Annotated in this window: 15 protein-coding genes, 1 tRNA gene and 2 pseudogenes; 11 read left to right on the top strand and 7 right to left on the bottom strand. The window is 64.8% G+C overall.

The genetic code is table 11. The annotated features are described in order from the left end of the window. The coding region (locus K1Y73_RS17345) for a sugar phosphate isomerase/epimerase family protein (RefSeq protein WP_225029567.1) at positions 1-598 on the top strand (598 nt) is incomplete at its 5' end. 130 nt (positions 599-728) lie between these two features. After that, a tRNA-Lys gene (locus tag K1Y73_RS17340) sits at positions 729-804 on the top strand. A gap of 23 nt (positions 805-827) precedes the next feature. Here K1Y73_RS17340 and K1Y73_RS17335 read toward each other — a convergent pair. Next, positions 828-1,388, bottom strand: coding sequence for a hypothetical protein (locus K1Y73_RS17335; protein ID WP_225029566.1), 561 nt, complete (start codon positions 1,386-1,388; stop codon positions 828-830). 1,580 nt (positions 1,389-2,968) lie between these two features. Between K1Y73_RS17335 and K1Y73_RS17330 the strand changes: the two are divergent. From K1Y73_RS17330 to K1Y73_RS17315, 4 genes and pseudogenes are all read left to right on the top strand, one after another. Further along, a pseudogene (locus K1Y73_RS17330) lies at positions 2,969-3,720 on the top strand (IS5 family transposase). 254 nt (positions 3,721-3,974) lie between these two features. Then, positions 3,975-4,274, top strand: a complete 300-nt coding sequence (locus tag K1Y73_RS17325) for a hypothetical protein (protein ID WP_225029565.1) — start codon at positions 3,975-3,977, stop codon at positions 4,272-4,274. After that, a complete protein-coding gene (locus K1Y73_RS17320) occupies positions 4,271-6,274 on the top strand; it encodes a hypothetical protein (protein WP_225029564.1) in 2,004 nt (667 codons plus the stop codon). The genes K1Y73_RS17325 and K1Y73_RS17320 overlap by 4 nt, the downstream gene beginning before the upstream one ends. A gap of 163 nt (positions 6,275-6,437) precedes the next feature. Then, positions 6,438-7,093 (top strand): annotated as a pseudogene (locus K1Y73_RS17315) (IS3 family transposase); the annotation flags it as partial. 190 nt (positions 7,094-7,283) lie between these two features. Here the strand turns inward: K1Y73_RS17315 and K1Y73_RS17310 are convergent. The 6 genes from K1Y73_RS17310 to K1Y73_RS17285 all read right to left on the bottom strand — a co-directional run bounded on the left by K1Y73_RS17310 (position 7,284) and on the right by K1Y73_RS17285 (position 14,476). Then, positions 7,284-8,948 carry a Na/Pi cotransporter family protein gene (locus tag K1Y73_RS17310; protein WP_225029563.1) on the bottom strand — a complete coding sequence of 555 codons (1,665 nt, stop codon included), beginning with the start codon at positions 8,946-8,948 and terminating at the stop codon, positions 7,284-7,286. 7 nt (positions 8,949-8,955) lie between these two features. Continuing rightward, positions 8,956-9,561: a histidine phosphatase family protein gene (locus tag K1Y73_RS17305; RefSeq protein WP_225029562.1), complete on the bottom strand. Its 606-nt coding sequence runs from the start codon at positions 9,559-9,561 to the stop codon at positions 8,956-8,958. Continuing rightward, positions 9,561-10,670, bottom strand: a complete 1,110-nt coding sequence (locus tag K1Y73_RS17300) for an ABC transporter ATP-binding protein (RefSeq protein WP_225029561.1) — start codon at positions 10,668-10,670, stop codon at positions 9,561-9,563. The genes K1Y73_RS17305 and K1Y73_RS17300 overlap by 1 nt, the downstream gene beginning before the upstream one ends. Positions 10,671-10,675: 5 nt before the next feature. Further along, complete coding sequence (locus K1Y73_RS17295) at positions 10,676-12,418, bottom strand: ABC transporter permease (protein ID WP_225029560.1); 1,743 nt, start codon at positions 12,416-12,418, stop codon at positions 10,676-10,678. Positions 12,419-12,486: 68 nt separating this feature from the next. Further along, positions 12,487-13,605 (bottom strand): ABC transporter substrate-binding protein, encoded by a 1,119-nt coding sequence (locus tag K1Y73_RS17290; RefSeq protein ID WP_225029559.1) that lies wholly within the window; start codon positions 13,603-13,605, stop codon positions 12,487-12,489. Positions 13,606-13,639: 34 nt separating this feature from the next. After that, positions 13,640-14,476, bottom strand: a complete 837-nt coding sequence (locus K1Y73_RS17285) for a MurR/RpiR family transcriptional regulator (protein ID WP_225029558.1) — start codon at positions 14,474-14,476, stop codon at positions 13,640-13,642. A gap of 182 nt (positions 14,477-14,658) precedes the next feature. Here K1Y73_RS17285 and K1Y73_RS17280 point away from each other — a divergent pair, with 182 nt between their 5' ends. The 5 genes from K1Y73_RS17280 to glnT all read left to right on the top strand — a co-directional run bounded on the left by K1Y73_RS17280 (position 14,659) and on the right by glnT (position 19,788). Beyond that, on the top strand, positions 14,659-15,306 hold the full coding sequence (locus K1Y73_RS17280) for a helix-turn-helix domain-containing protein (RefSeq protein WP_225029557.1): 648 nt from the start codon (positions 14,659-14,661) through the stop codon (positions 15,304-15,306). 187 nt (positions 15,307-15,493) lie between these two features. Further along, complete coding sequence (locus K1Y73_RS17275; RefSeq protein ID WP_225029556.1) at positions 15,494-16,381, top strand: class II glutamine amidotransferase; 888 nt, start codon at positions 15,494-15,496, stop codon at positions 16,379-16,381. A gap of 5 nt (positions 16,382-16,386) precedes the next feature. Next, positions 16,387-17,070 carry a GltB/FmdC/FwdC-like GXGXG domain-containing protein gene (locus K1Y73_RS17270; protein ID WP_225029555.1) on the top strand — a complete coding sequence of 228 codons (684 nt, stop codon included), beginning with the start codon at positions 16,387-16,389 and terminating at the stop codon, positions 17,068-17,070. Positions 17,071-17,077: 7 nt separating this feature from the next. After that, positions 17,078-18,409: an FMN-binding glutamate synthase family protein gene (locus tag K1Y73_RS17265; protein WP_225029554.1), complete on the top strand. Its 1,332-nt coding sequence runs from the start codon at positions 17,078-17,080 to the stop codon at positions 18,407-18,409. Positions 18,410-18,480: 71 nt separating this feature from the next. Next, positions 18,481-19,788, top strand: a complete 1,308-nt coding sequence (gene glnT, locus K1Y73_RS17260; RefSeq protein ID WP_225029553.1) for a type III glutamate--ammonia ligase — start codon at positions 18,481-18,483, stop codon at positions 19,786-19,788. The last annotated feature ends 210 nt before the right edge of the window (positions 19,789-19,998 follow it).

The raw sequence follows: 19,998 nt of genomic DNA, 5'->3' as shown, positions 1-19,998 counted from the left end.
GTCGGGGGCGGCGCCCGCAGCGCTGGAGGAGGCCCGGGCCAGCCTGGCCGATGCCGCTGCGGTGGGGGCCAAGGTGATGCGGATCTGCGCCGGGGGCCGGGGCACGCGGCCTGCAAGCTGGGCCGCGCACAAGGCCGCGCTCTTGCCGCTTCTGACCCCGCTCTTGCGTGACGCCAAGGCGCTGGGCGTGGTTCTTGCGGTTGAGAACCACATCGACCTGCTGGCGGATGAGATGGTGGACCTGATCGAGACCATCGGCTCCGACCATCTGGGCGTCTGTCTGGATACGGCCAACAACCTGCGTTTGTACGAAAATCCCAAGACGGTGATTCGCAAGCTGGCCCCCTATGCCAAGGCCACCCATATCAAGGACATCGAGGCGCGCGGCGGCGATCCCGCGACCATCGCCTTCTGGCCCAGCGTGCCTGCGGGGCGCGGGGTGATCGACCTGGGCTTTGCGCTGCAGGAATTGCGCGCCCATGGCTATGCGGGCGTGCTGGCAGTGGAAATCGACTGGCTCGCCCCGGGCTATGGCAGCGAAGCCGCCGCGGTGGCCGAAAGCCTCGCGCATCTGCGCGGCCTGCTGGAACGGGTCTAGCCGCCCGGGAAAGGCGCGGTCGGGCGGGCCGCGCGCCTTCCGCCGCGCCCGCATCTGCCGAAGGCAAGGCCCGATGCCCGCGATTTGGGGGTTGACGCGTCTGGGGGGCTTCCTTACACGCCGCAGCCGTGGGCCCGTAGCTCAGTTGGTAGAGCAACTGACTTTTAATCAGTGGGTCACAGGTTCGAATCCTGTCGGGCTCACCACTTCCAGGAAACCCCCTGTTAAATCAGGATGGTGCCAGCACCTTTCCAGCTGGCTTCCGGGGGTTTGCAAGATTCTGGTCTTGTTCCGTTCCGCGCACCAGGCGCTTGCGGTCGGCCTTGGCCATGTAATGGGCGACATCCGACAGGCTGCGATGGCTGGTCCCGGCCCTGATTTCCAGCGGATTCGCGCCCGACTCGGCCCGGGTGATGGCACGAGGTTTGCGCAAGCCATGCGCCGATCGGCCGAATCCTGCCGCCGCGGCCGCGATCACGTTTCCCACGGCATTGAAGGACCGCGTGCGCCCGGCCCGGGCCGCAAGCCTGGTCAGGTGCCCGGTCGAGACGGCGGCCAACGCCCGGTGCATCTGCTGCCGGTCAGCCTCATGCGCATGCGGCGGCCTTGAGCAGGTCCAGGAGATATAGGCCTGATTGCCGGTCTTGGACCCGTGATAGGTCGGCACCCCGTCGCGGCCGACCATCCCGGGCGCGATCAGCACCGCATCGCTGCGACGCGCGCGCGTTCTGTACAGTAGTTCAATATCTGCCGAGGCTTGAGAGTACTGTGTCGATGAAGCGCCTTTCATGGGCCTCGGTGACGACGCTAATCGTTGCTCTGCGCTACCCCGGGCCCCTTGCGGACTTTCTGGCTGCTTACAGCTTCGCCCGCCAACTCAAGACGCGCGGAGGCCTTGCGCCCTACGAATACGACTTCAAAATCTCGCCATCGTAAGCGGAGCGATTCATCCTCGATCCGACGCGCGAGCGGCCGGGACGGAACACCCAATCACGCCCGGCTGATGCTTCAACATCGCGTATCCCCGCTCCATTCTTGGCGGAAGACAGCCGCCAGCGTCGCTCAGATCTTCATCCCGCAGCTTTACGCCCCGCAAAGCCCCGCTTCGGCCCTGCAGCGAAATCTGCCTCAAACGCCAGTCTCAAACCCGGAGGCTCGCTTGCGCTGGATGGAAGTTGAGGGCGCTGTCATAGCGAACGCGATGCATGGCCGAAAATGAAGGGGACCCCGATTGAGAGATCCGGAACAGATCGGATCGTTAATGTAGATAGCTCATGGGCGTGTGGGCCAGGCTGTCCGCATGCGAATCTGATCGGTAATCACACTTCCTGCGTCCGGTGGGGCTGTTTATGCGGTGACTGGAATTCGCATCTTTGAGGTGACTATTGTCGTTCAGTGTATATTTGTAAACTGCCTCCAGTTTTTTGGATAGGCTGAAAGCCAGATATGCCTTGAGGCACCATTGCAGGTGTGCAAAAGGACGGATGAGATTGGGCGGGATGTACGGTGATGAGTTTAATATTGTGTGCATCAATTCCTGGTGCGTGGGGTGATCTTGCGAGGTGCCAAGTATCCAACGCTCGGAATAAAACTTTCATATCGCCAGAATGGGGTAATTTGACATCCTGGATCAATACTCCTGAGATGGCCGCGCGATGAGGTATCTCTACGTTCTGCCATTCACGTTTATTTTGACGGTTGCCTTTGGTTGTCTATTGGGGTTGGAGCGTCGGTGAGAGATTCTCAGGCATGCTCTTTCCGGGATTTCATCCTGGCTTCTTGAGTTTGATGCAATCGGCCGCAGATACGAAACATCCGTGTCATTTTGTGGGTTCTGTGGTGATGCCTACCTTCTAACTTTAATTTACTTCCTTGGGTTATCGGTTTTCTACATCAGCGTCATATTTCTTTTGGTCTTTCGTCAAGCCTTTGTCGCCAGATCACGCCCTTCCCATCGGGGGGGGCGATGCAAATAACGTGGAATGATCTTAAGGCCATCCTTTGCTCGATCCTGGGTATATTCTTGATGTCATTTGTTGCCTGGTCCCTGCTTTTCTTCGAAGTCGGGCGGGAATCCCTTGTGGCACCCTCAAGCGGTATATATTCATTTTTTTGGATTCACTCTGGTGTTTCGGCTGGCAATTTCATTCCACTTCATGGTTTTGGCTGTATTCTTGATATTAATTCTCCTGCGCGTGCTTCCGCTTAATCATCGAGTGGCCGCGCCACCCGTTTGTTGGTGTTTTCCGATCGCCCCGTGAGACCTGCCAGAGCCATGTCATTGACGAACTTAGGATCAGGGCCCATTGATCTGCTTGAGGGGGGGGCGCATGAGACAAGCTTCCGGATTGACGGGGGGGGACGTGCCACTTGTTTTGGCTGACCGATGCGCAGATCGCGCGGCTGCGGCCATTTTTCCCAAACAGTCATGGCCGTTCGCGGGCCGATGATCGGCGCGTCCTGAGCGGGGTAGTCTTCTTCAATCGCAATGGGTTGCGGTCGTGTGACGCCCCGTACGGGCATGGACCGCCGAAGACGCTCTACACCCGTTGGACCCGCTGACGCCGGGTGGGGGCGTCGCCCGGACCATGGAGCGGCCGGCTTCTGGCGGGGGCGAGGAACAGGTCGTGGTGATGGGCGCGATATACCTGGGGGCGCACCGCACGGCATCGAGCCTGCGGCGCAATGAGGGTAGCCTCAAGCGCGGACATCTGGCCGGCGCATGAAGGCGGGCTGCACACCAAGCTGCATGCCTTGACGGACGCGAAGGGATGTCCGATCCGTTTCTTCATGGCGGGGCGGCAGGTCAGCGACTTCGTGGGCGTGGCGGCCCCGCTGCGCAGCCACCGGGTGCGGACGGGTTGATCGCGGACCGCGGCTCTGACGCAGACTGGTTCCGGGAAGCGTTAGAAGACAAGGGGATAAAGCCTTGCGTTCCTGGCCGGAAGACCTGCGGCAAGGCTATCCGGTACGACCGACGCCGATACGAACGCTGCAACCGGATCGAGATCATGTGCGGCAGGCTCAAGGTCTGGCGCAGGATCGCGCGCCGACATGACAGATGGCCCAGGGTCTTTCTTGCCGCAGTCGTCCGGGCCGCAAGCGCCCTGTTCCGGCTTTGACAATCAATGCGCCTGAAGCCTAACGTCGCTCACGGTTCGCAACAGCGCGGCATTTGGGTTTTCGATTCACGGAAGAAGCATGCAAATGATGCATCAGGGATGACACCGGGCCCGGACGTCGCCCGGATGTGCTCCTCCAGGGCGGCGAAGGCAAGCTGATCACCGCGGCGGTGGCCGAAAATCGCGGCCGCTTGCATTGTGTAGGGCAGTCGATGCCATTTCCGAAATCGCGACCCCGAGCTAAGGATAAAACCATGCCCCTTGTTACTTTCAAGAATATCGATGGCGTCCGAACGATCACTATTTCACCGCCAACGGCGAGCGGGATCGTGGTTCGCACAGATGGTGTTGTGGTGATCGGTCCGCTGGCTGACGATACCGATTTTCAGGTGCGCGACGGTTCCTGCCTCTTTTCGCCCGCAGATCCTGATGGTGACACGAATTTCGGCTTTGAAATCGTCGCTGGCCGAACGGCTGAATTTTTCCTCGCCTCTGGCAAAACGGCCTACCTGCAGGGTCGATCCTTCACCATTTTCTTTGAGGTGCTGGGATGACCCTTGGCGCGCATTACCGGCCGAAGATGAGTGACGCCGGAGACGTATCCGTTCGCAGATTTATCTCGGCTGCCGATGGAGGTGATATCTCTTTTGCTGTGCAGAGAGCTGTCGCCTATGCAGATTCGAAAGGCGGTGGTGTCGTCCGCATTCCACCGGGTCTCTACACCGGGGCATCGTATTTCGATTTGGGCGGCTACAACAATGTGGTGATCGATGCCACGGGTGCGTCCGTCACGATGGAAGCGGCCACGACATTCTTCCGCGTCGCACCACCCGTCTGGGAAGAGGTGCAGGCAGCCGCGGCGGTGGACGGAGATGATTTCTGGGGGCCGCGCAAGACGGTCACCGTGACCGATGGCAGCGCTTTTGCGGTCAACGACTTGGTCAAGCTGTGCGCCGATGACAAGCAGCGTTGCACGAGAGCGGCAGGCGCGGATGGCACGGATTATCGGCGCGGGTGGATGGCCGTTGTTGAGGCGGTCGCGGGGAACGTCCTGACACTGGACCGTCCTTGCCCATGGGACATGGACACTAATGTTCGCATCGCCCGCATGCCGCGGCGTCGAATCGAATGGCGCGGCGGCATGATCGGCTACGAGCTTGGACATGAGGCGGATTGGCGACCCACGCCCATGATCGCCAATGGGGTCAGCGATCTGCTGATCGACGGGGTGGATATCGAGCACACGTACAATGCGGCAATCTCGCTGGTCGGGTGCTTTGGTGCCCGGGTTCGTGCGTCTGGGCGCGATCTGCGCAACATGGAGACAAATGAACAGTTCGGATATCTGCTCAACGATGGATCGTATTTCACCAGGGCCGAGCTGAATGGCGGAAGAAACCGCCATTGCTACACCACCAACATGCCGAGAATTGCCGCAGACAGCGCCCAGATCGAGCTCTATGGCGCAACCTATGGGGCTCTTGTCACAGGGCAGTGCCACGGCAATTCGCAGGCTGCCTGGGACACGCATCATGGTGCTGAGAACGTCACATTCGCGAATTGCGTCGCAAGCGGCGGCACGACTGGCGGGGGGCAGTTCGTCGTTCGCGGCGTCGCTCATCGGCTGATCAATCCCCAAGCCTACAATGGCAAAAACGGCATCCTGATCTATACCGAAGAGGAAAAGGGGGTCACTGAGCCGACGAATGGCATCATCGTGCAGGGCGCCGACGTCGATGTGGATCAGTACCCGCTCTATACGCTCGGCGAAACGGATTTCGAGGTACGCGGTGGCTGCTTCAGGTCGAGGAAGTCTGGTAACATCGGAAACCTGAAGGGCAAGGTGCGGCTACGCGGAGATGTGACCTTCCGCCCCGGGGTCGGGTCCAATGTGAATGGAGCGCGCGCGATCCGCCTGGACGACGCTATTGTCGATGCCCGGCATTCTCGTGTGATTTTCGACTTGCAGGATATTCCTGTCGGAGCCAGCCAGTATGGAGCGATCACAGGGCTTGGCGCTGCCGCATCCGCCTGGAATGGCGGTGAGGTGGTCACGACCAATGACGCGAACATGACGGCCGTATTCTACAAAGAGGCAGCGGCCACTGGGACCGTGATTATGAAACCTGAGAAGATCGTGACCCAGAAGCTGGGCGCGAATTACAAGATCAATTGCCAGATCACCGGGTCCACGGGCGTAGGATTCGCGGCGCCGTGGGATTGGCGGGCTGATGACTGGTCCTGGCACAGCGGCTATATCGAAGTGACAGTCACGGCCGACTATTTGATCCCGTTGCTTCGGCGCGGGAATCGTGAGGTGATCGTCCGGGCCTACGTCAACGGCGGTGCAAGTAAGACGCTCGGGGCGCTGCCGCTTGGCACATATGTAGGCCAGGTCCTGACCATTTCGGCCGTTGTCGACAGTGGCCTTACCCTGACCGTGCCTAACGGTGCCGCCTTCAACACGGCTCTTGGCGGATCGGATGTGGTTCTGAGCGGAGAACAGGCGCTCCGTCTGATGTGGCACGGCACGCGCTGGACCCGTGCAGCGTAAGGCTTACCCTGCCTGGAAGGGGCACACCTCACCTGGCCGGCCGCTGGGCCACGGGTGGGGTCGTCACTCCGTTTGAAATCGGTGATCTTATCCCCGGAAACTGGACCGTTTGTTGCTGGAGTTTTCCACGACGCTTTCCCGGCTGGGAAAGGAGCGGGCCCGCATGAAGGCGCTCATCCTGAATCAGGGCGAAGAAGGCGCGGCTGTTTCCGAGATCTGTTGCGAGGCAGGGATCAGTTTGACGACCTACTTTGTCTTGAAGAAGAAGTACGCTGGGCTGCTGCCCGACGAGATGCGGCGGCCGAAGAAGATCGTGGCAGATCTGGCTCTGGACCGCGAGATGCTTCAGGATGTCATCCGGCGAAAGCTCTGGGACCTGGTCGCACGCGCGAACTGGTTCGCGGGACGTGCCGCGATCGGGCGGTCTCGATCCGACAGGCTTGCGGGGCCATTGGATTCGGCCGCTCGACGTTTCACCACAAGTCCCGCCGCACCGATCAAGCTGCCATCGAGAAACGGATCCGGAAGATCTGCGAGACCCGGGCCCGATATGGCTATCGCGGCGTCCACGTCCTTCTGGAGCGCGAGGGCTGGGGAATAAATATGAAGAAAGCCTACCACATTTGCAGGGAGTTGGGTTCGCAGCTGAGAAACAAGGTGCCCAAGCGCCGAGTGAAGGCCAAGCGACGCGACGACGGGGTCGAAGCGGCTGGACCGAACCAGACCTGGGCCATGGACGCCGTGCGCGACCAGCTGGCGACGGATAAGAAGATCCGTGTCCTCACCATTGTCGATACCTTCTCGTGCTGCGTGGCGGTTCCTCTAACCCATTGATTTCACCAATACGGGTCGAGCGCTGTTCTAGAGCTTAAATCTCTGATATCTATACATCAATCGCGCCCTCTCGGGCTCACCACTTCTTCCAGATGTCGCCGCGCCTTGCAGGCAAGGTCACCCCCAAAGGCCACCACCGCCCCGTCGTGGCGGCGCGGGCTTTTCCTTGGGGGTGTCAGTCGCTGGGCGGGTCCTGGTCGCGCAGGCGGCTGGGATGCATCAGGCCGGCCGCGGCAAGGCGGGGATAGGCGGCGGCGGCCAGGACGGAATTCACCCGGTGCAGATCGCGCAGGATGTCGAGGAACAGTTTCGACGCGGCACTGTCGGGCTGGCCCTCGGCCAGATCGGCGGCGACGATCCGGTCTTCCAGCGCGCGGAACACATCCTTGCGGCTGGCCAGATCCATCGCCACGTCCAGCGCGTCCGAACACAAGGCCGCAGGCAGCGCCCGCAGCGTTTCCAGCACCACGGCGCGCAGCTCGGCCAGGCTGGTGCGCTGGCGCGCATCCAGCCCGACATTGCGCCGCACCTTCTGCCGCGCCCGGTCGCCCAGATTGCGGCGGATGATGTCGCCGGCATGTTCCAGACTGCCGGCATAATGCAGGATCATCCGCGCCCGCTGCGCCGCCGCGCCGCTGCGGCCCTCGGCGGCCAGCCCGAACAGATAGGCGCCAAGCGCCTTCAGATGCGCCGACAACTGGGCATCCAGCGGCGCCAGATCGCGCAATGTCTCAAGCTTGCCACTGTCCAGCACCTCCAGCGTCCGCTCGGCCATGGCGGTCACCATCTCGGCCATGCGGGCGGTTTCCAGCGCCGCATTGGTCAGCGCCACCTGGGGCAGGTCGGGCACCGGGGCGGTCAGGTAGCGCGGCGCGTAATGCATCTGGTCCGAGGGCGGATCGGCGGGCAGAAGCCGGCCGACCAGCCGCAGGACCGGGCCTGACAGCGGCAGGAAGATCACCGCCGCCGCCAGGTTGAAGCCCAGATGCAGCTGCGCGACAGCCGTCGCCGGGGCAGGGTGCAGCAACGCCATGCCCCGCAGCAGCGGCGCCAGCGCCAACAGCCCGATCACCGCCAGCCCGCCGCGGCACAGCAGATTGGCGACCGGCAGATGCCGCGCCGCCGCGGGCTGGCCCAGCGTCGCGGTCAGCGCCGGCAGGCCGCCGCCGAAATTCAGCCCCAGAACGAAGGGCAGCGCCTGTTCGGGCCCCAGACTGCCATTGATCACGAAGGTCGTCAGCAGCAGCACCACCGCCAGCGAGGAATGGCACAGCCAGGTCAGCAGCGCGCCGGCCAGAAAGGCCAGCAGCGGCTCGGCCGCCAGCGCGTTCAGCACCTCATGGAACAGCGTCGCCTCGCGCAGGGGGGCGGTGGCGCCCACCACCAGCTTCAGCGCGAACAGCATCAGCCCCAGGCCGATCAGCATCCGGCCCAGATTGCGCGGCCGGAACTCGGCCGAGCGGCCGAAGGTCACGTAGCCCGCGAAGATCAGCAGCGGCGCCAGCATCGCCGCCACGGACGAGCCCGAGGCCAGCACCGCCGCCGTCGCCGCCGATCCGACATCGGCGCCCAGCAGCACCGCAAGCCCGGTCGCCGGGGCCAGAACGCCGCCGCCAGCCAGGCCCGCCACGATCAGCGTCGTCGCCGTGGCGCTGCCCAGAACCGCCGTGACGCCCAGCCCGCCGCCAAAGGCCGCGATCCGGTTCGACAGCCGCCGCTCCAGCCAGGCGCGCAGCCGGTCGCCCCAGCCGCGCTCCATCCCGGTGCGCACCATCCGCACCCCCCAAAGCAGCAGGGCAACCCCGCCCAGAAGATCAAGGATGACAAAGGTGCCGGTCATGGCGCCGTCAGTCGGCGACGGAAAGATCGGGCACGACGGCGCCGATATTGTAGCCTTCCAGCTGCGCCGTGGCGAAATCGCCGGGCGCGAAGGACAGGATCGTGCCGGTGCCGGGCGTGACCGGGATCACCCGCGCGGGCGGGATCTGCAGGAAAGCATCCAGCGCGGCGCGGATCACCCCGCCATGCACGACGGCCAGCAGGTCGCCCTCGCCGGCGGCCAGCCAATGGCGCAGCCCCTCGGCCACCCGGGCGCGGAACGTGGCCCAGGGCTCGCTGCCCTCGGGCGTATGGGTGCCGGCGCGCCAGGCATGGTACAGATCGGCATGGGCGGCGATCAGCTCGGGCTTGGTGCGGCCGGTCCAGCTGCCCATGTCCCATTCGCGCAGCCGCGGATCCGAGGGGCAGTCGCCATGGCCGATCAGGCCTGCGGTCTGCCGGGTGCGGCCCAGATCCGAAGACACCACGCGGGCGGGGTTCAGCGCCCGGACGAAGGCGCGGAAGCGGCGGGCCTGTTCGATCCCGCGCTCGGACAGGTCGGAATTGTCCTGGCCCTGCAGCCGCGATTCCGCGTTCCAGTTGGTTTCGCCATGGCGCATCAGGATAAGCCGCATCATTCGATCCTTTCGCCGGTCATGGCAAAGACGGCGTCAGGCGCGCCGGAGAGGGTCAGGTCGATGGCATCGCCGGGGCGCGCATCGGGGAAGTCGTCGACAATGGCCGACAGGCGCAGGGCATCGCCCGCGGCGCCGGCCGTGGCCGTCACCATGACCTTGCCGGCCATGGGGGCGGATTCCGAGAATTCGGCCTTCAAGACCGGGCGCCCGGCGGCGGGGCCGATGCCGATCTGTTCGGCGCGGTAGAACAGCTGGACCGCGTCGCGCCCTTGCGCCAAAGCGGCCGGGGCCAGCGCGACCCCCGCATGTTCCAGCCAGTCGCCCCGCCGTTGCGCGGGCAGAAGATTGCCCGGCGGCGTGCCCAGGAAGGTGGCAACAAAGGTGGTGGCCGGGCGGGCCAGCAGCTCGCGCGGCGGGCCGAACTGTTCGACGCGGCCGTGGTTCATCACCGCCACATGGCTGGCCATGGTCATCGCCTCGACCTGGTCATGCGTCACATAGACCGAGGTGGCCCCGGTGGCGCGGTGGATGCGCATCAACTCGCTGCGCATCTCGATCCGCAGCTTGGCGTCCAGGTTCGACAGCGGCTCGTCAAACAGCAGGATGGCGGGCTTCGGTGCCAGCGTCCGGGCGATGGCGACGCGTTGCTGCTGGCCGCCCGAGATCTCGGCCGGATAGCGGTCGCGCAGGGCCGCGATGCCCAGAAGCCCCAGCACCTCGTCGATCCGTGCCTCGCGCGCTTGCCTGTCCCAGCCGGCCACTTTCAGCGGCCAGCCGATATTGCCGGCCACCGTCATATGCGGCCAAAGCGCGTAGGACTGGAACACCAGCCCGGCATTGCGCTTTTTCGGATCGGCCACCACGCCGCCCGCGCCCGAGGACACGGTCTGGCCCATGAAGGCGATTTCGCCGCCCGAGGGGTCGTCCAGCCCCGCCAGCATGCGCAGCAGGGTGGATTTGCCGCAGCCGGAAGGTCCGACCAGCACCAGGAAGGCCCCGGGCGGCACCGACAGCGACAGGTCGGGAATGGCGGTGAAATCGCCGAAGCGCTTCACCAGATGGGTGATGCGGATCGCATCCTTTGCTTCGGTCGGGGCGGAAGCCATGGCAGTTACTCCTTCCATTTCTGCACCCGCGCCTGCAGGGCCTGCGCGATCAGCGAGGCGGCCAGGCAGATCACAAGGATCAGAACGGTGATGGCATTGGCGAATTGCATGAACCCTTCGGCGGCATAGCGGTAGGCGACCATCGAAAGGACCGGAGAAGTGGCGCTGAACAGCAGGACGACCAGCGACAGGTCGCGAACCATCTTGACGAAGACCAGGATCGCGCCGGCCAGAAGGCCGCGGATCGCCAGCGGGAAGACGATGGCCCACATCCGCCGCAGCGGCCCCGCGCCGGTCAGCCGGGCGCTTTCCTCCAGATCGGTGGCGATCTGGCCCAGAACCGAGCGGCCGGCCTGCACCGCATAGGGCAGGTTATGGGCGGCGGCGGCCATGACCAGCAGGGTGAAGGTGCCATACAGCGACGGCAGCGGGCCCAGCGGCGCGCCGAACAGCGCGATATAGGCGGCGGCAAAGGCGATCGAGGGGATCAGCAGCGGCAGGAAGGCCAGCTGGCTGAGGACATTGGCCAGGACCGTGCCCTTGTTGCGGGTGATCGTATGGGCCAGCGCCAGGCCCAGCACCATCGAGATCAGCGCCACGGTGACGCCCAGCTTCAGCGTGTTGACCAGCGCGCCGATCAGCACCGGGTTGCGGAAGATCCCCGCCGTGCCCTGGGCGATCTGCCCGCCGCCCTCGCCCAGCCAGAAATGCAGCGTCCAGTTCGAGAACAGCGCCCCGGTCTGCGGCGCCAGGCTTGAGGCGACCAGCACCAGAACCGGCACGACCGTGGTCAGCCCGGCCAGGCCGAAGCCCAGGGCGCACAGCGGCCAGCGCCATTTGCCCAAGGGAAAGCGGCGGGTGCGGCCGCCCTTGCCGGTCACGGTGACAAAGGCGCGGCGGCCCGAGACCAGCCGGTCGGACAGGAACAGGAACACGCCCGAGACGGCGATCAGCAGCAAGGCCAGCACGAAGCCGCGCTCGGCCTGGCCGATCTCGATCATGCCGAACAGCCGGGTGGACAGGGTCTGCATCCGCACCGGCAGGCCCAGAAGCGCGGGGGCGGCGAAATTGGCCACCGCGCCCGCCAGGGTCAGCGACCCGGCCGAAACCAAAGCGGGGGTGACCACCGGCAGGACGATGCCGAAGAAGATCCGCGGCCGGCGCGCGCCGGTCATCTGCGCGGCCTCGACCAGATCGGCGCCCACCGAGGACAGGGCGGCGCCGATGATGGTGAAGGCCAGCGAATAGTAATGCGCGATCAGCACGATCAGCACCGGCACGATGCCCCAGGCCAGCCAGTCGGGGATCAGAAAGCCGTTCGATTCGAAAAAGCCCGACGAGCCGCCCATCCGGCTGTTGCGAAACAGCGTGCCCCAGGCCAGGGCGGCGGCGAAGCTGGGGATCATGAAGGGCAGCGTGTGCATCACGCCCAGAAGGCGGCGGCCCGGCACATCGGTCATCACCACCAGCCAGGCGGTGAAGCCGCCCAGCAGCAGGCAGCCCGCCGATACGCCGATCCCGAGGATCAGCGTGTTCAGCAGCGGCCGCCACCACAGGTTGGGGGACATCGGGCTTGCCAGCACCGCCTGCCAGGCCTCAAGCCCGCCAGGGGTCAGCGTGGCCAGAACGATGCGCAGAAGCGGCGCCACCACCAGAATGCCGACGATCAGGATCATCAGCAGGGCAGGCAGGCGGCGCGCCGTGAAAAGCCGGCGCCCGGGGGGCGCGGCCGTCGAGGGCAGGGACATCGGGGGGTCTCCGGTGGTCAGCAGGGCCCGGAAGGGGCGCGGCCGGGCAGGGGCCGCGCCTTTGGGCCTTACTGAAGGGTGATGATCAGATCGGCGATCCGCGCCCGGTGCTCGGCCACGGCTTCGGTGTTGATGGTCCAGGCCTTCAGCCCTTCCAGCGGCACGGAATCCGGGTCGTCGGCAATGGTGGTGCGGGTGGCGTAATCGCCCGGCACGTTGAAGGGCGCGAAGGCCGGGCCGCCATCGGCGCTGTCATCGCCGAACATGAAGTCGATCAGCAGCCGCGCCGCGGCCGGATGCGGGGCCTTGTCGGCCACGGCCAGCACCGCCGGGAACAGGATGCCATTCGCGGGCACCACGTCATTGGCCACCTGCAGCGCCCAGCCCTCTTCCTCATTGTCGCGCCGGTCGGAATAGGTGCCGAAGGCCACCGGAGGATTGGTCGCATCCTTGATCCCGACGGCCTTGTTCAGATCGTCGCTGTTCGACACCAGCACCAGATCGTTCAGGAACAGGTTGCGGATGAACTGCTCGCCCGCGCCGGTCAGATCGCTGTCCACCGCCAGATCGGTGCCGAATTGCGCCTTGTAGGCCGCGGCCATCTCGTCGGGATGCAGGGCGATTTCGGTCAGCAGGTCCAAAAGTTCGCCGCGCTGGGTGGGATCGACCATCATCACCTTGCCGCGCCAGTCCGGCAGGGTCAGTTGCCACAGATTGGTGATCGGGCTGCCATCGGGATAGGCGGCCTCGTTATACATCAAGACCTTGGTCGACAGGCGATGCACCAGAAGCGGCGCCTTGAATTCGGCGTCGATCTGGTCGGCCACCCGCGGCGGCACATAGGTCTTGATCCGGCCCGGTGCCAGCAGATCGCGCAGCACCACCGGCGCATCGGCCAGATACAGCACATCGACGGCATGGACGCCGGCCTGCTGTTCGGCCACCACCCGCGCGACCTGCTTGGCCGAGCTGAGGTCGATGCCCACCAGATCGACGCCCGGATAGGCCTCTTCAAACGCCTTCTCGACCCGGGCGATACGGCTGGACAGCGAGAAGACCGTGACCGTCCCCTCCTGCTTGGCCAATTCGTAAAGCGCATCGGGTGTCATCTGGTCCAGATCCTGCGCCGCAGCCAAAGCGGGGACGCAGGCCGCCGCAAGCAGCGCGGCCTTCAAGGTCTTCAGCATTCTGTCGTCTCTCCTCCCAGAGATGGCCCCGCCGTCAGGCGAAGCGGTCGAACAGGCGCGCCAGCTCCTCCAGCTTGGCGACGACCTGCGGCTCATGCCGACCGGCGATGGTCAGCAGAATGGCGTTGACGATGGTCATGGGGACGATCGGGGTCTGAAACTCGGTTCCCGACCGCCCCCTGGGCGCCGCCAGCAGATGCCCGGCCGGCGGGGTCATCGTGGGCCCCGCCAGATCCGAAATCAGCAGGCTGCGCGCCCCCACCTGCGCGGCATGGCCCATCAGTGCCGCGTAGTCGGTCGGTTGTTTGCGGAAGGCCAGCACCAGCACCAGATCCTCGGCGCCCAGGCTGGTCAGCCGTTCGGCAATGTCGCGGCCGCGGCCGGTCAGCATCACCGTGGTCATGCCGAAGCGGTCCAGCCGCCGCTGCAGGAAGACCGAGACCGAAGTGGCATGGCCCTGGGCAAAGATGAACACCCGCCGCGCCGCAACGATCATGTCCGAGGCGATGTCGACATCGCGCTGGTCGATGCTGCGCGTCAGCTGTTCCAGGGCCGAGATCTCGCTTTGCACGACATCGGCCAGATAGCTTCCATCGGCCACTTTCGACACAGACCGACGCATCCGCGCCGCGGCATCCTGGCCTTCCATCACCTCTTTCTGCAGCTGGGCCCGCAATTCGGGATAGCCGCTGAACCCCAGCTTCTGCGCCAGGCGGGTGGCGGTGGTTTCATGCACCTGCGCGCGTTCGGCCAGCTGCGCGGCCGACAGGAACACCGCCTCGCCCTGCTGGCCCAGCAGCACCTCGATGATGCGCCGGTCCGAGGCGGTCAGGCGTTCGGATGTGTCCTGAATGCGGGTAAGCAGGGTCATCGGGCGGAGTCTCCGTCTGGATGGGGAAACCATTGTGCAGGAAATCCTGCAAGTCAACAAATTTGTGCAGGATATCCAGATTTGCGGGCCCGGCCGCGCCGCTGCGCCGGGGGGCCGCGCTTGACCTTGCGCCGGTCGGCGTTGAACATGGCGCACCCGCAGCCAGAATTGTCAGGATCAAGATGACCGAGAGTAACGAGTTGCGGCAGATGCGGCTGGTTCAGAACCCGCATGCGGTGCATGAGCCGCGGGAGAAGAATCTGGAAGCCGCGATTGGCCGCCAGGTGCGCGAATTGCGCAAGCGCCAGCGCATGACCGGCAGCGATCTGGCGGCACAGACCGGCCTGTCGGTCGGCATGCTGTCGAAGATCGAGAACGGGGTGATCTCGCCCTCCTTGAACACGCTGCAGATCCTGGCCAATGCGCTGCGCATTCCGCTGGTACAGCTGTTCACCGGCTATGAAGAGCCGCGGGGCGCCATGCATGTAAAGGCGGGCGAGGCGGTCGAGATCGAACGCGCGGGCACGCGGGCGGGGCATCAGTACCACCTGCTGGGCCATATCGGATCCAACAATTCCGGCGTGGTGGTCGAGCCCTATCTGATCGTGCTGACCACGCAAAGCGACCGGTTCCCCACCTTCCAGCATGAGGGAATCGAGATGCTGTACATGCTGGAAGGCCGCGTCGATTACCGCCATGGCGACCGCGTCTATACGATGGAGCCGGGCGACAGCCTGATCTTCGATGCCGATGCGCCGCATGGGCCCGAAGTGCTGCACGAGCTGCCGGCGCGCTATCTGTCGATCATCACCTATCCTCAAGGCGGCTGAGTCGCGCATTCCGCCCGGTTTTCCGCGCCCGCGCGCCCGGAATCCTGCCTGATTTCGCTTATCTTTTAAGCAGTTTCGTCCAGCAGGAAAATTTTATGCCTGAGAGGCAAATTATCCTTTGAGGAAATAAATCTGCCGGTTAATAAATTCATGACGGCCCCGGTGCCGGAGATGAACGGAGAAAGACATGTGCGGCATCGTCGGCCTGTTCCTTAAGAACGAAGCCCTTCGCCCCGAGCTTGGCGGTCTGTTGACCGACATGCTGATCACCATGACCGACCGCGGCCCGGACTCGGCCGGAATCGCCATTTACGGCGATGCCGATGCGGGGCTGAAGATGACGATCCAGTCCGACACGCCGGCCGAAACCTTCGCCGGTCTGCAAGGCGCGCTGGAAGCCGAGATCGGCCAGCCGGTCGAGATCCGCGTCGTCGACACCCATGCGATCCTGACCCTGCCGGAAGGCTCGGGTCCGGCGGTTTCGGCCTATATGGCCGAGCGCGGCATCCGGGTGATGGGCACCGGCGAAAGCATGGAAATCTTCAAGGAAGTCGGTCTTCCCAAGGATGTGGCCGCCCGCTTCGGCCTGCGCCAGATGGCCGGCAGCCACGGCATCGGCCATACCCGGATGGCCACCGAAAGCGCCGTCACCACGCTGGGCGCCCACCCGTTTTCCACCGGCGCCGACCAATGCCTGGTGCATAACGGCTCGCTGTCGAACCACAACCAGATGCGCCGGATCCTGACCCAGAAGGGTTTCGCTCCGAAGACCCAGAACGACACCGAAGTCGCCGCCTGCTACATCTCGTCCCGCCTGGCCGAAGGTGCCAATCTGGGCGAGGCGCTGGAAGGCACGCTGACCGATCTGGACGGGTTCTTCACTTTCGTCGTCGGCACCAAGAACGGCTTTGGCGTGGTGCGCGACCCGGTGGCCTGCAAGCCCGCCGTCATGGCCGAAACCGATGACTATGTCGCCTTCGGCAGCGAATACCGCGCGCTGGCCAACCTGCCGGGCATCGAGACGGCCCGCGTCTGGGAACCCGAGCCCGCCACCGTCTATTTCTGGGAGCGCTGAGAGACATGCAGACCATCGACATGGCCACCACGCCGCTGCGCGATCTGAACGCGGCACTGCAGGCGCAGGCCAAGCAAACCAACCAGACTGCCTGGGAAATCGTGAACCCCAAGGGCGCGCATGCCATCGCCGTGGGCCTGGACGCGCCGATCGAAGTGACCGTCAAGGGCTCGACCGGCTATTACTGCGCGGGCATGAACAAGCAGGCGACCGTGAAGGTCACCGGCTCGGCCGGCCCGGGTGTGGCCGAAAACATGATGTCGGGCACGGTGATCATCGAAGGCGATGCCAGCCAATATGCCGGCGCCACCGGGCGCGGCGGGTTGCTGGTGATCAAGGGCAACGCCTCGTCGCGCTGCGGCATCTCGATGAAGGGGATCGACATCGTCGTGCATGGCAGCATCGGCCATATGTCGGCCTTCATGGCGCAATCGGGCAATCTGGTCGTCCTGGGCGATGCGGGCGACGCGCTGGGCGACAGCCTGTACGAGGCGCGGCTGTTCGTGCGCGGCGCGGTCAAGTCCCTGGGCGCCGATTGCGTCGAGAAAGAGATGCGGCCCGAACATATCGCGATCCTGCAGGATCTGCTGACCCGCGCCGGCGCCGATGCCAAACCGGAAGAGTTCAAGCGCTATGGCTCGGCCCGGACGCTGTACAATTTCCACGTCGACAACGCTTCGGCTTACTGAGGGTATCATGGACCAGAAGAAAATCCCGCAGACGCAGCCGCGTCAGTCCTGGACCTTCTCGAACGAGGTGAATTCCGAAATCCGCCGCGCCGCCGCGACGGGGATCTACGACATCCGCGGCGGGGGCGCGAAACGCCGGGTGCCGCATTTCGACGATCTGCTGTTCCTGGGCGCCTCGATCAGCCGCTATCCGCTGGAAGGCTACCGCGAGAAATGCGCGACCGATGTGGTTCTGGGCACGCGTTTCGCGAAAAAGCCGATCCATCTGAAGATCCCGGTCACCATCGCCGGCATGTCCTTTGGCGCGCTGTCGGCCAATGCCAAGGAAGCGCTGGGCCGTGGGGCGACCATGGCCGGCACCTCGACCACCACCGGCGACGGCGGCATGACCGAGGAAGAGCGCGGCCACAGCCAGACGCTGGTCTATCAGTATCTGCCCAGCCGCTATGGCATGAACCCCGATGACCTGCGCCGCGCCGATGCGATCGAGGTTGTGGTGGGGCAGGGCGCCAAGCCGGGCGGCGGCGGCATGCTTCTGGGCCAGAAGATCACCCAGCGCGTGGCGAACATGCGCAACCTGCCGGTCGGAATCGACCAGCGTTCCGCCTGCCGCCACCCCGACTGGACCGGGCCGGACGATCTGGAAATCAAGATCCTGGAAATCCGCGAAATCACCGCTTGGGAAAAGCCGATCTATGTGAAGATCGGCGGGGCACGGCCCTATTATGACACGGCGCTGGCGGTGAAGGCGGGCGCGGATGTGGTGGTGCTGGACGGCATGCAGGGCGGCACGGCCGCGACGCAGGACGTGTTCATCGAAAACGTCGGTCAGCCGACGCTGGCCTGTATCCGCCCCGCGGTGAAGGCGCTGCAGGATCTGGGCATGCACAGGAAGGTGCAGCTGATCGTCTCGGGCGGGATCCGCACCGGCGCCGATGTGGCCAAGGCGCTGGCCTTGGGCGCCGATGCGGTGGCGATCGGCACGGCGGCATTGGTCGCGCTGGGCGACAACGATCCGCATCTGGAAGAGGAATACCGCAAGCTGGGCACCACCGCCGGCGCCTATGACGACTGGCACGAAGGCCGCGACCCGGCCGGGATCACCACCCAGGACCCCGAGCTGATGAAGCGGCTGGACCCGGTCGAGGCGGCACGGCGGCTGCGCAACTACCTGGCGGTGCTGACGCTGGAATGCCAGACCATCGCGCGGGCCTGCGGCAAAAGCCATGTCCACAATCTGGAACCCGAAGATCTCTGTGCCCTGACCATCGAGGCCGCCGCCATGGCCGGCGTGCCCCTGGCCGGCACCGACTGGATCCCCGGCAAGTCCGGCTTCTGAAGTCTCAAGACGGGCGGGGCAAAGTACCCCGCCCGCTTTCCCGACCTCCTCCTCCAACAGGACCAACCGCCATGACCGATCTTGCCGCCTTCGCCCGCGAAAAAGGCGTGAAATACTTCATGATCTCCTATACCGACCTGTTCGGCGCCCAGCGTGCCAAGCTGGTCCCCAGCCAGGCGATCGCCGACATGCAGACCGACGGCGCGGGTTTCGCCGGCTTTGCCACCTGGCTGGACCTGACCCCTGCCCATCCCGACATGCTGGCCATTCCCGACGCCCCGTCGGTCATCCAACTGCCCTGGAAGAAGGACGTGGCCTGGGTCGCGTCCAATTGCGTTATGGCAGGGGGCGGCCCGCTGGATCAGGCGCCGCGCAATGTGCTGACCCGGCTGGTCAATGAAACGGCGGAACTGGGGCTTGAGGTCAAGACCGGGGTCGAGCCGGAATTCTTCCTGCTGACGCCCGACGGGCAGCAGATCTCGGACCCGGCCGATACGGCGCTGAAGCCCTGCTACGACCAGCAGGCGGTGATGCGCCGCTATGACGTGATCGCGGAAATCTGCGACTACATGCTGGACCTGGGCTGGGAGCCCTATCAGAACGACCATGAAGACGCGAATGGCCAGTTCGAGATGAACTGGAAATACGATGGCGCCATGGCCACGGCCGACAAGCACAGCTTCTTCAAGTTCATGGTCCGCTCGGTTGCCGAAAAGCACGGGTTGCGCGCCACCTTCATGCCGAAACCCATTCCGGGCATGACCGGCAATGGCTGCCACGCCCATATCTCGGTCTGGGACAAGAAGACCGGCAAGAACGCCTTCTCGGATCCCAGCAAGGAGCTGAGCCTGTCGGATCAGGGCCGGCATTTCCTGGGCGGGATCATGAAACACGCCTCGGCGCTGGCGATCATCACCAATCCGACGATCAACAGCTACAAGCGGATCAACGCGCCGCGCACGACGTCGGGCGCGACCTGGGCGCCGAACAGCGTGACCTGGACCGGCAACAACCGCACCCATATGGTCCGCGTCCCCGGCCCCGGCCGGTTCGAACTGCGCCTGCCCGACGGGGCGGTGAACCCCTATCTTCTGCAGGCGGTGATCATCGCCGCCGGCCTGTCGGGGATGCGCTCCAAGGCCGATCCGGGCCCGCGCTACGACATCGACATGTATGCCGAGGGCCACAAGATCGAGGGCGCGCCGAAGCTGCCCTTGAACCTGCTTGACGCGATCCGCGCCTATGATGCCGATCCCGAATTGAAATCGCTGATGGGCGATGAATTCTCGGCCGGTTATCTGAAGCTGAAGATGCAAGAGTGGAACAGCTTCGTGAACCACTTCTCGCATTGGGAACGCGACAACACGCTGGACATCTGAGATGCGCCGCCGGGATCGCCGGCGGGGCTGAACGCGGTGGGGGCGCGGGCCAGCGGGGGCGGCCGAAAGGATCACCGGCGCCGGGGGCCGACCTGGCGCCCCGGCCTGCGCCCTGCGCAGGCGCCGCGCCTTGCAAGACATATTCCGAGCGGAGACCCAAGATGACGAAATACTGCCTGACCGTGGCCTGCCCGACCAAGCGCGGCATCG

It is taken from the genome of Xinfangfangia pollutisoli, assembly GCF_020179405.1.
Classification (GTDB): Bacteria; Pseudomonadota; Alphaproteobacteria; order Rhodobacterales; family Rhodobacteraceae; genus Pseudogemmobacter; species Pseudogemmobacter pollutisoli.
The sequence above is the reverse complement of the archived record's forward strand: the minus strand, read 5'-3'. Positions and strand labels throughout refer to the sequence as shown.

What these genes read in the sequence shown, in the direction of transcription:
- K1Y73_RS17335 (WP_225029566.1), bottom strand. Translation starts at nt 1,388, where the DNA reads ATGAAAGGCGCTTCATCGACACAGTACTCTCAAGCCTCGGCAGATATT.
- K1Y73_RS17325 (WP_225029565.1), top strand. Translation starts at nt 3,975, where the DNA reads ATGCCCCTTGTTACTTTCAAGAATATCGATGGCGTCCGAACGATCACT.
- K1Y73_RS17320 (WP_225029564.1), top strand. Translation starts at nt 4,271, where the DNA reads ATGACCCTTGGCGCGCATTACCGGCCGAAGATGAGTGACGCCGGAGAC.
- K1Y73_RS17310 (WP_225029563.1), bottom strand. Translation starts at nt 8,948, where the DNA reads ATGACCGGCACCTTTGTCATCCTTGATCTTCTGGGCGGGGTTGCCCTG.
- K1Y73_RS17305 (WP_225029562.1), bottom strand. Translation starts at nt 9,561, where the DNA reads ATGCGGCTTATCCTGATGCGCCATGGCGAAACCAACTGGAACGCGGAA.
- K1Y73_RS17300 (WP_225029561.1), bottom strand. Translation starts at nt 10,670, where the DNA reads ATGGCTTCCGCCCCGACCGAAGCAAAGGATGCGATCCGCATCACCCAT.
- K1Y73_RS17295 (WP_225029560.1), bottom strand. Translation starts at nt 12,418, where the DNA reads ATGTCCCTGCCCTCGACGGCCGCGCCCCCCGGGCGCCGGCTTTTCACG.
- K1Y73_RS17290 (WP_225029559.1), bottom strand. Translation starts at nt 13,605, where the DNA reads ATGCTGAAGACCTTGAAGGCCGCGCTGCTTGCGGCGGCCTGCGTCCCC.
- K1Y73_RS17285 (WP_225029558.1), bottom strand. Translation starts at nt 14,476, where the DNA reads ATGACCCTGCTTACCCGCATTCAGGACACATCCGAACGCCTGACCGCC.
- K1Y73_RS17280 (WP_225029557.1), top strand. Translation starts at nt 14,659, where the DNA reads ATGACCGAGAGTAACGAGTTGCGGCAGATGCGGCTGGTTCAGAACCCG.
- K1Y73_RS17275 (WP_225029556.1), top strand. Translation starts at nt 15,494, where the DNA reads ATGTGCGGCATCGTCGGCCTGTTCCTTAAGAACGAAGCCCTTCGCCCC.
- K1Y73_RS17270 (WP_225029555.1), top strand. Translation starts at nt 16,387, where the DNA reads ATGCAGACCATCGACATGGCCACCACGCCGCTGCGCGATCTGAACGCG.
- K1Y73_RS17265 (WP_225029554.1), top strand. Translation starts at nt 17,078, where the DNA reads ATGGACCAGAAGAAAATCCCGCAGACGCAGCCGCGTCAGTCCTGGACC.
- glnT (WP_225029553.1), top strand. Translation starts at nt 18,481, where the DNA reads ATGACCGATCTTGCCGCCTTCGCCCGCGAAAAAGGCGTGAAATACTTC.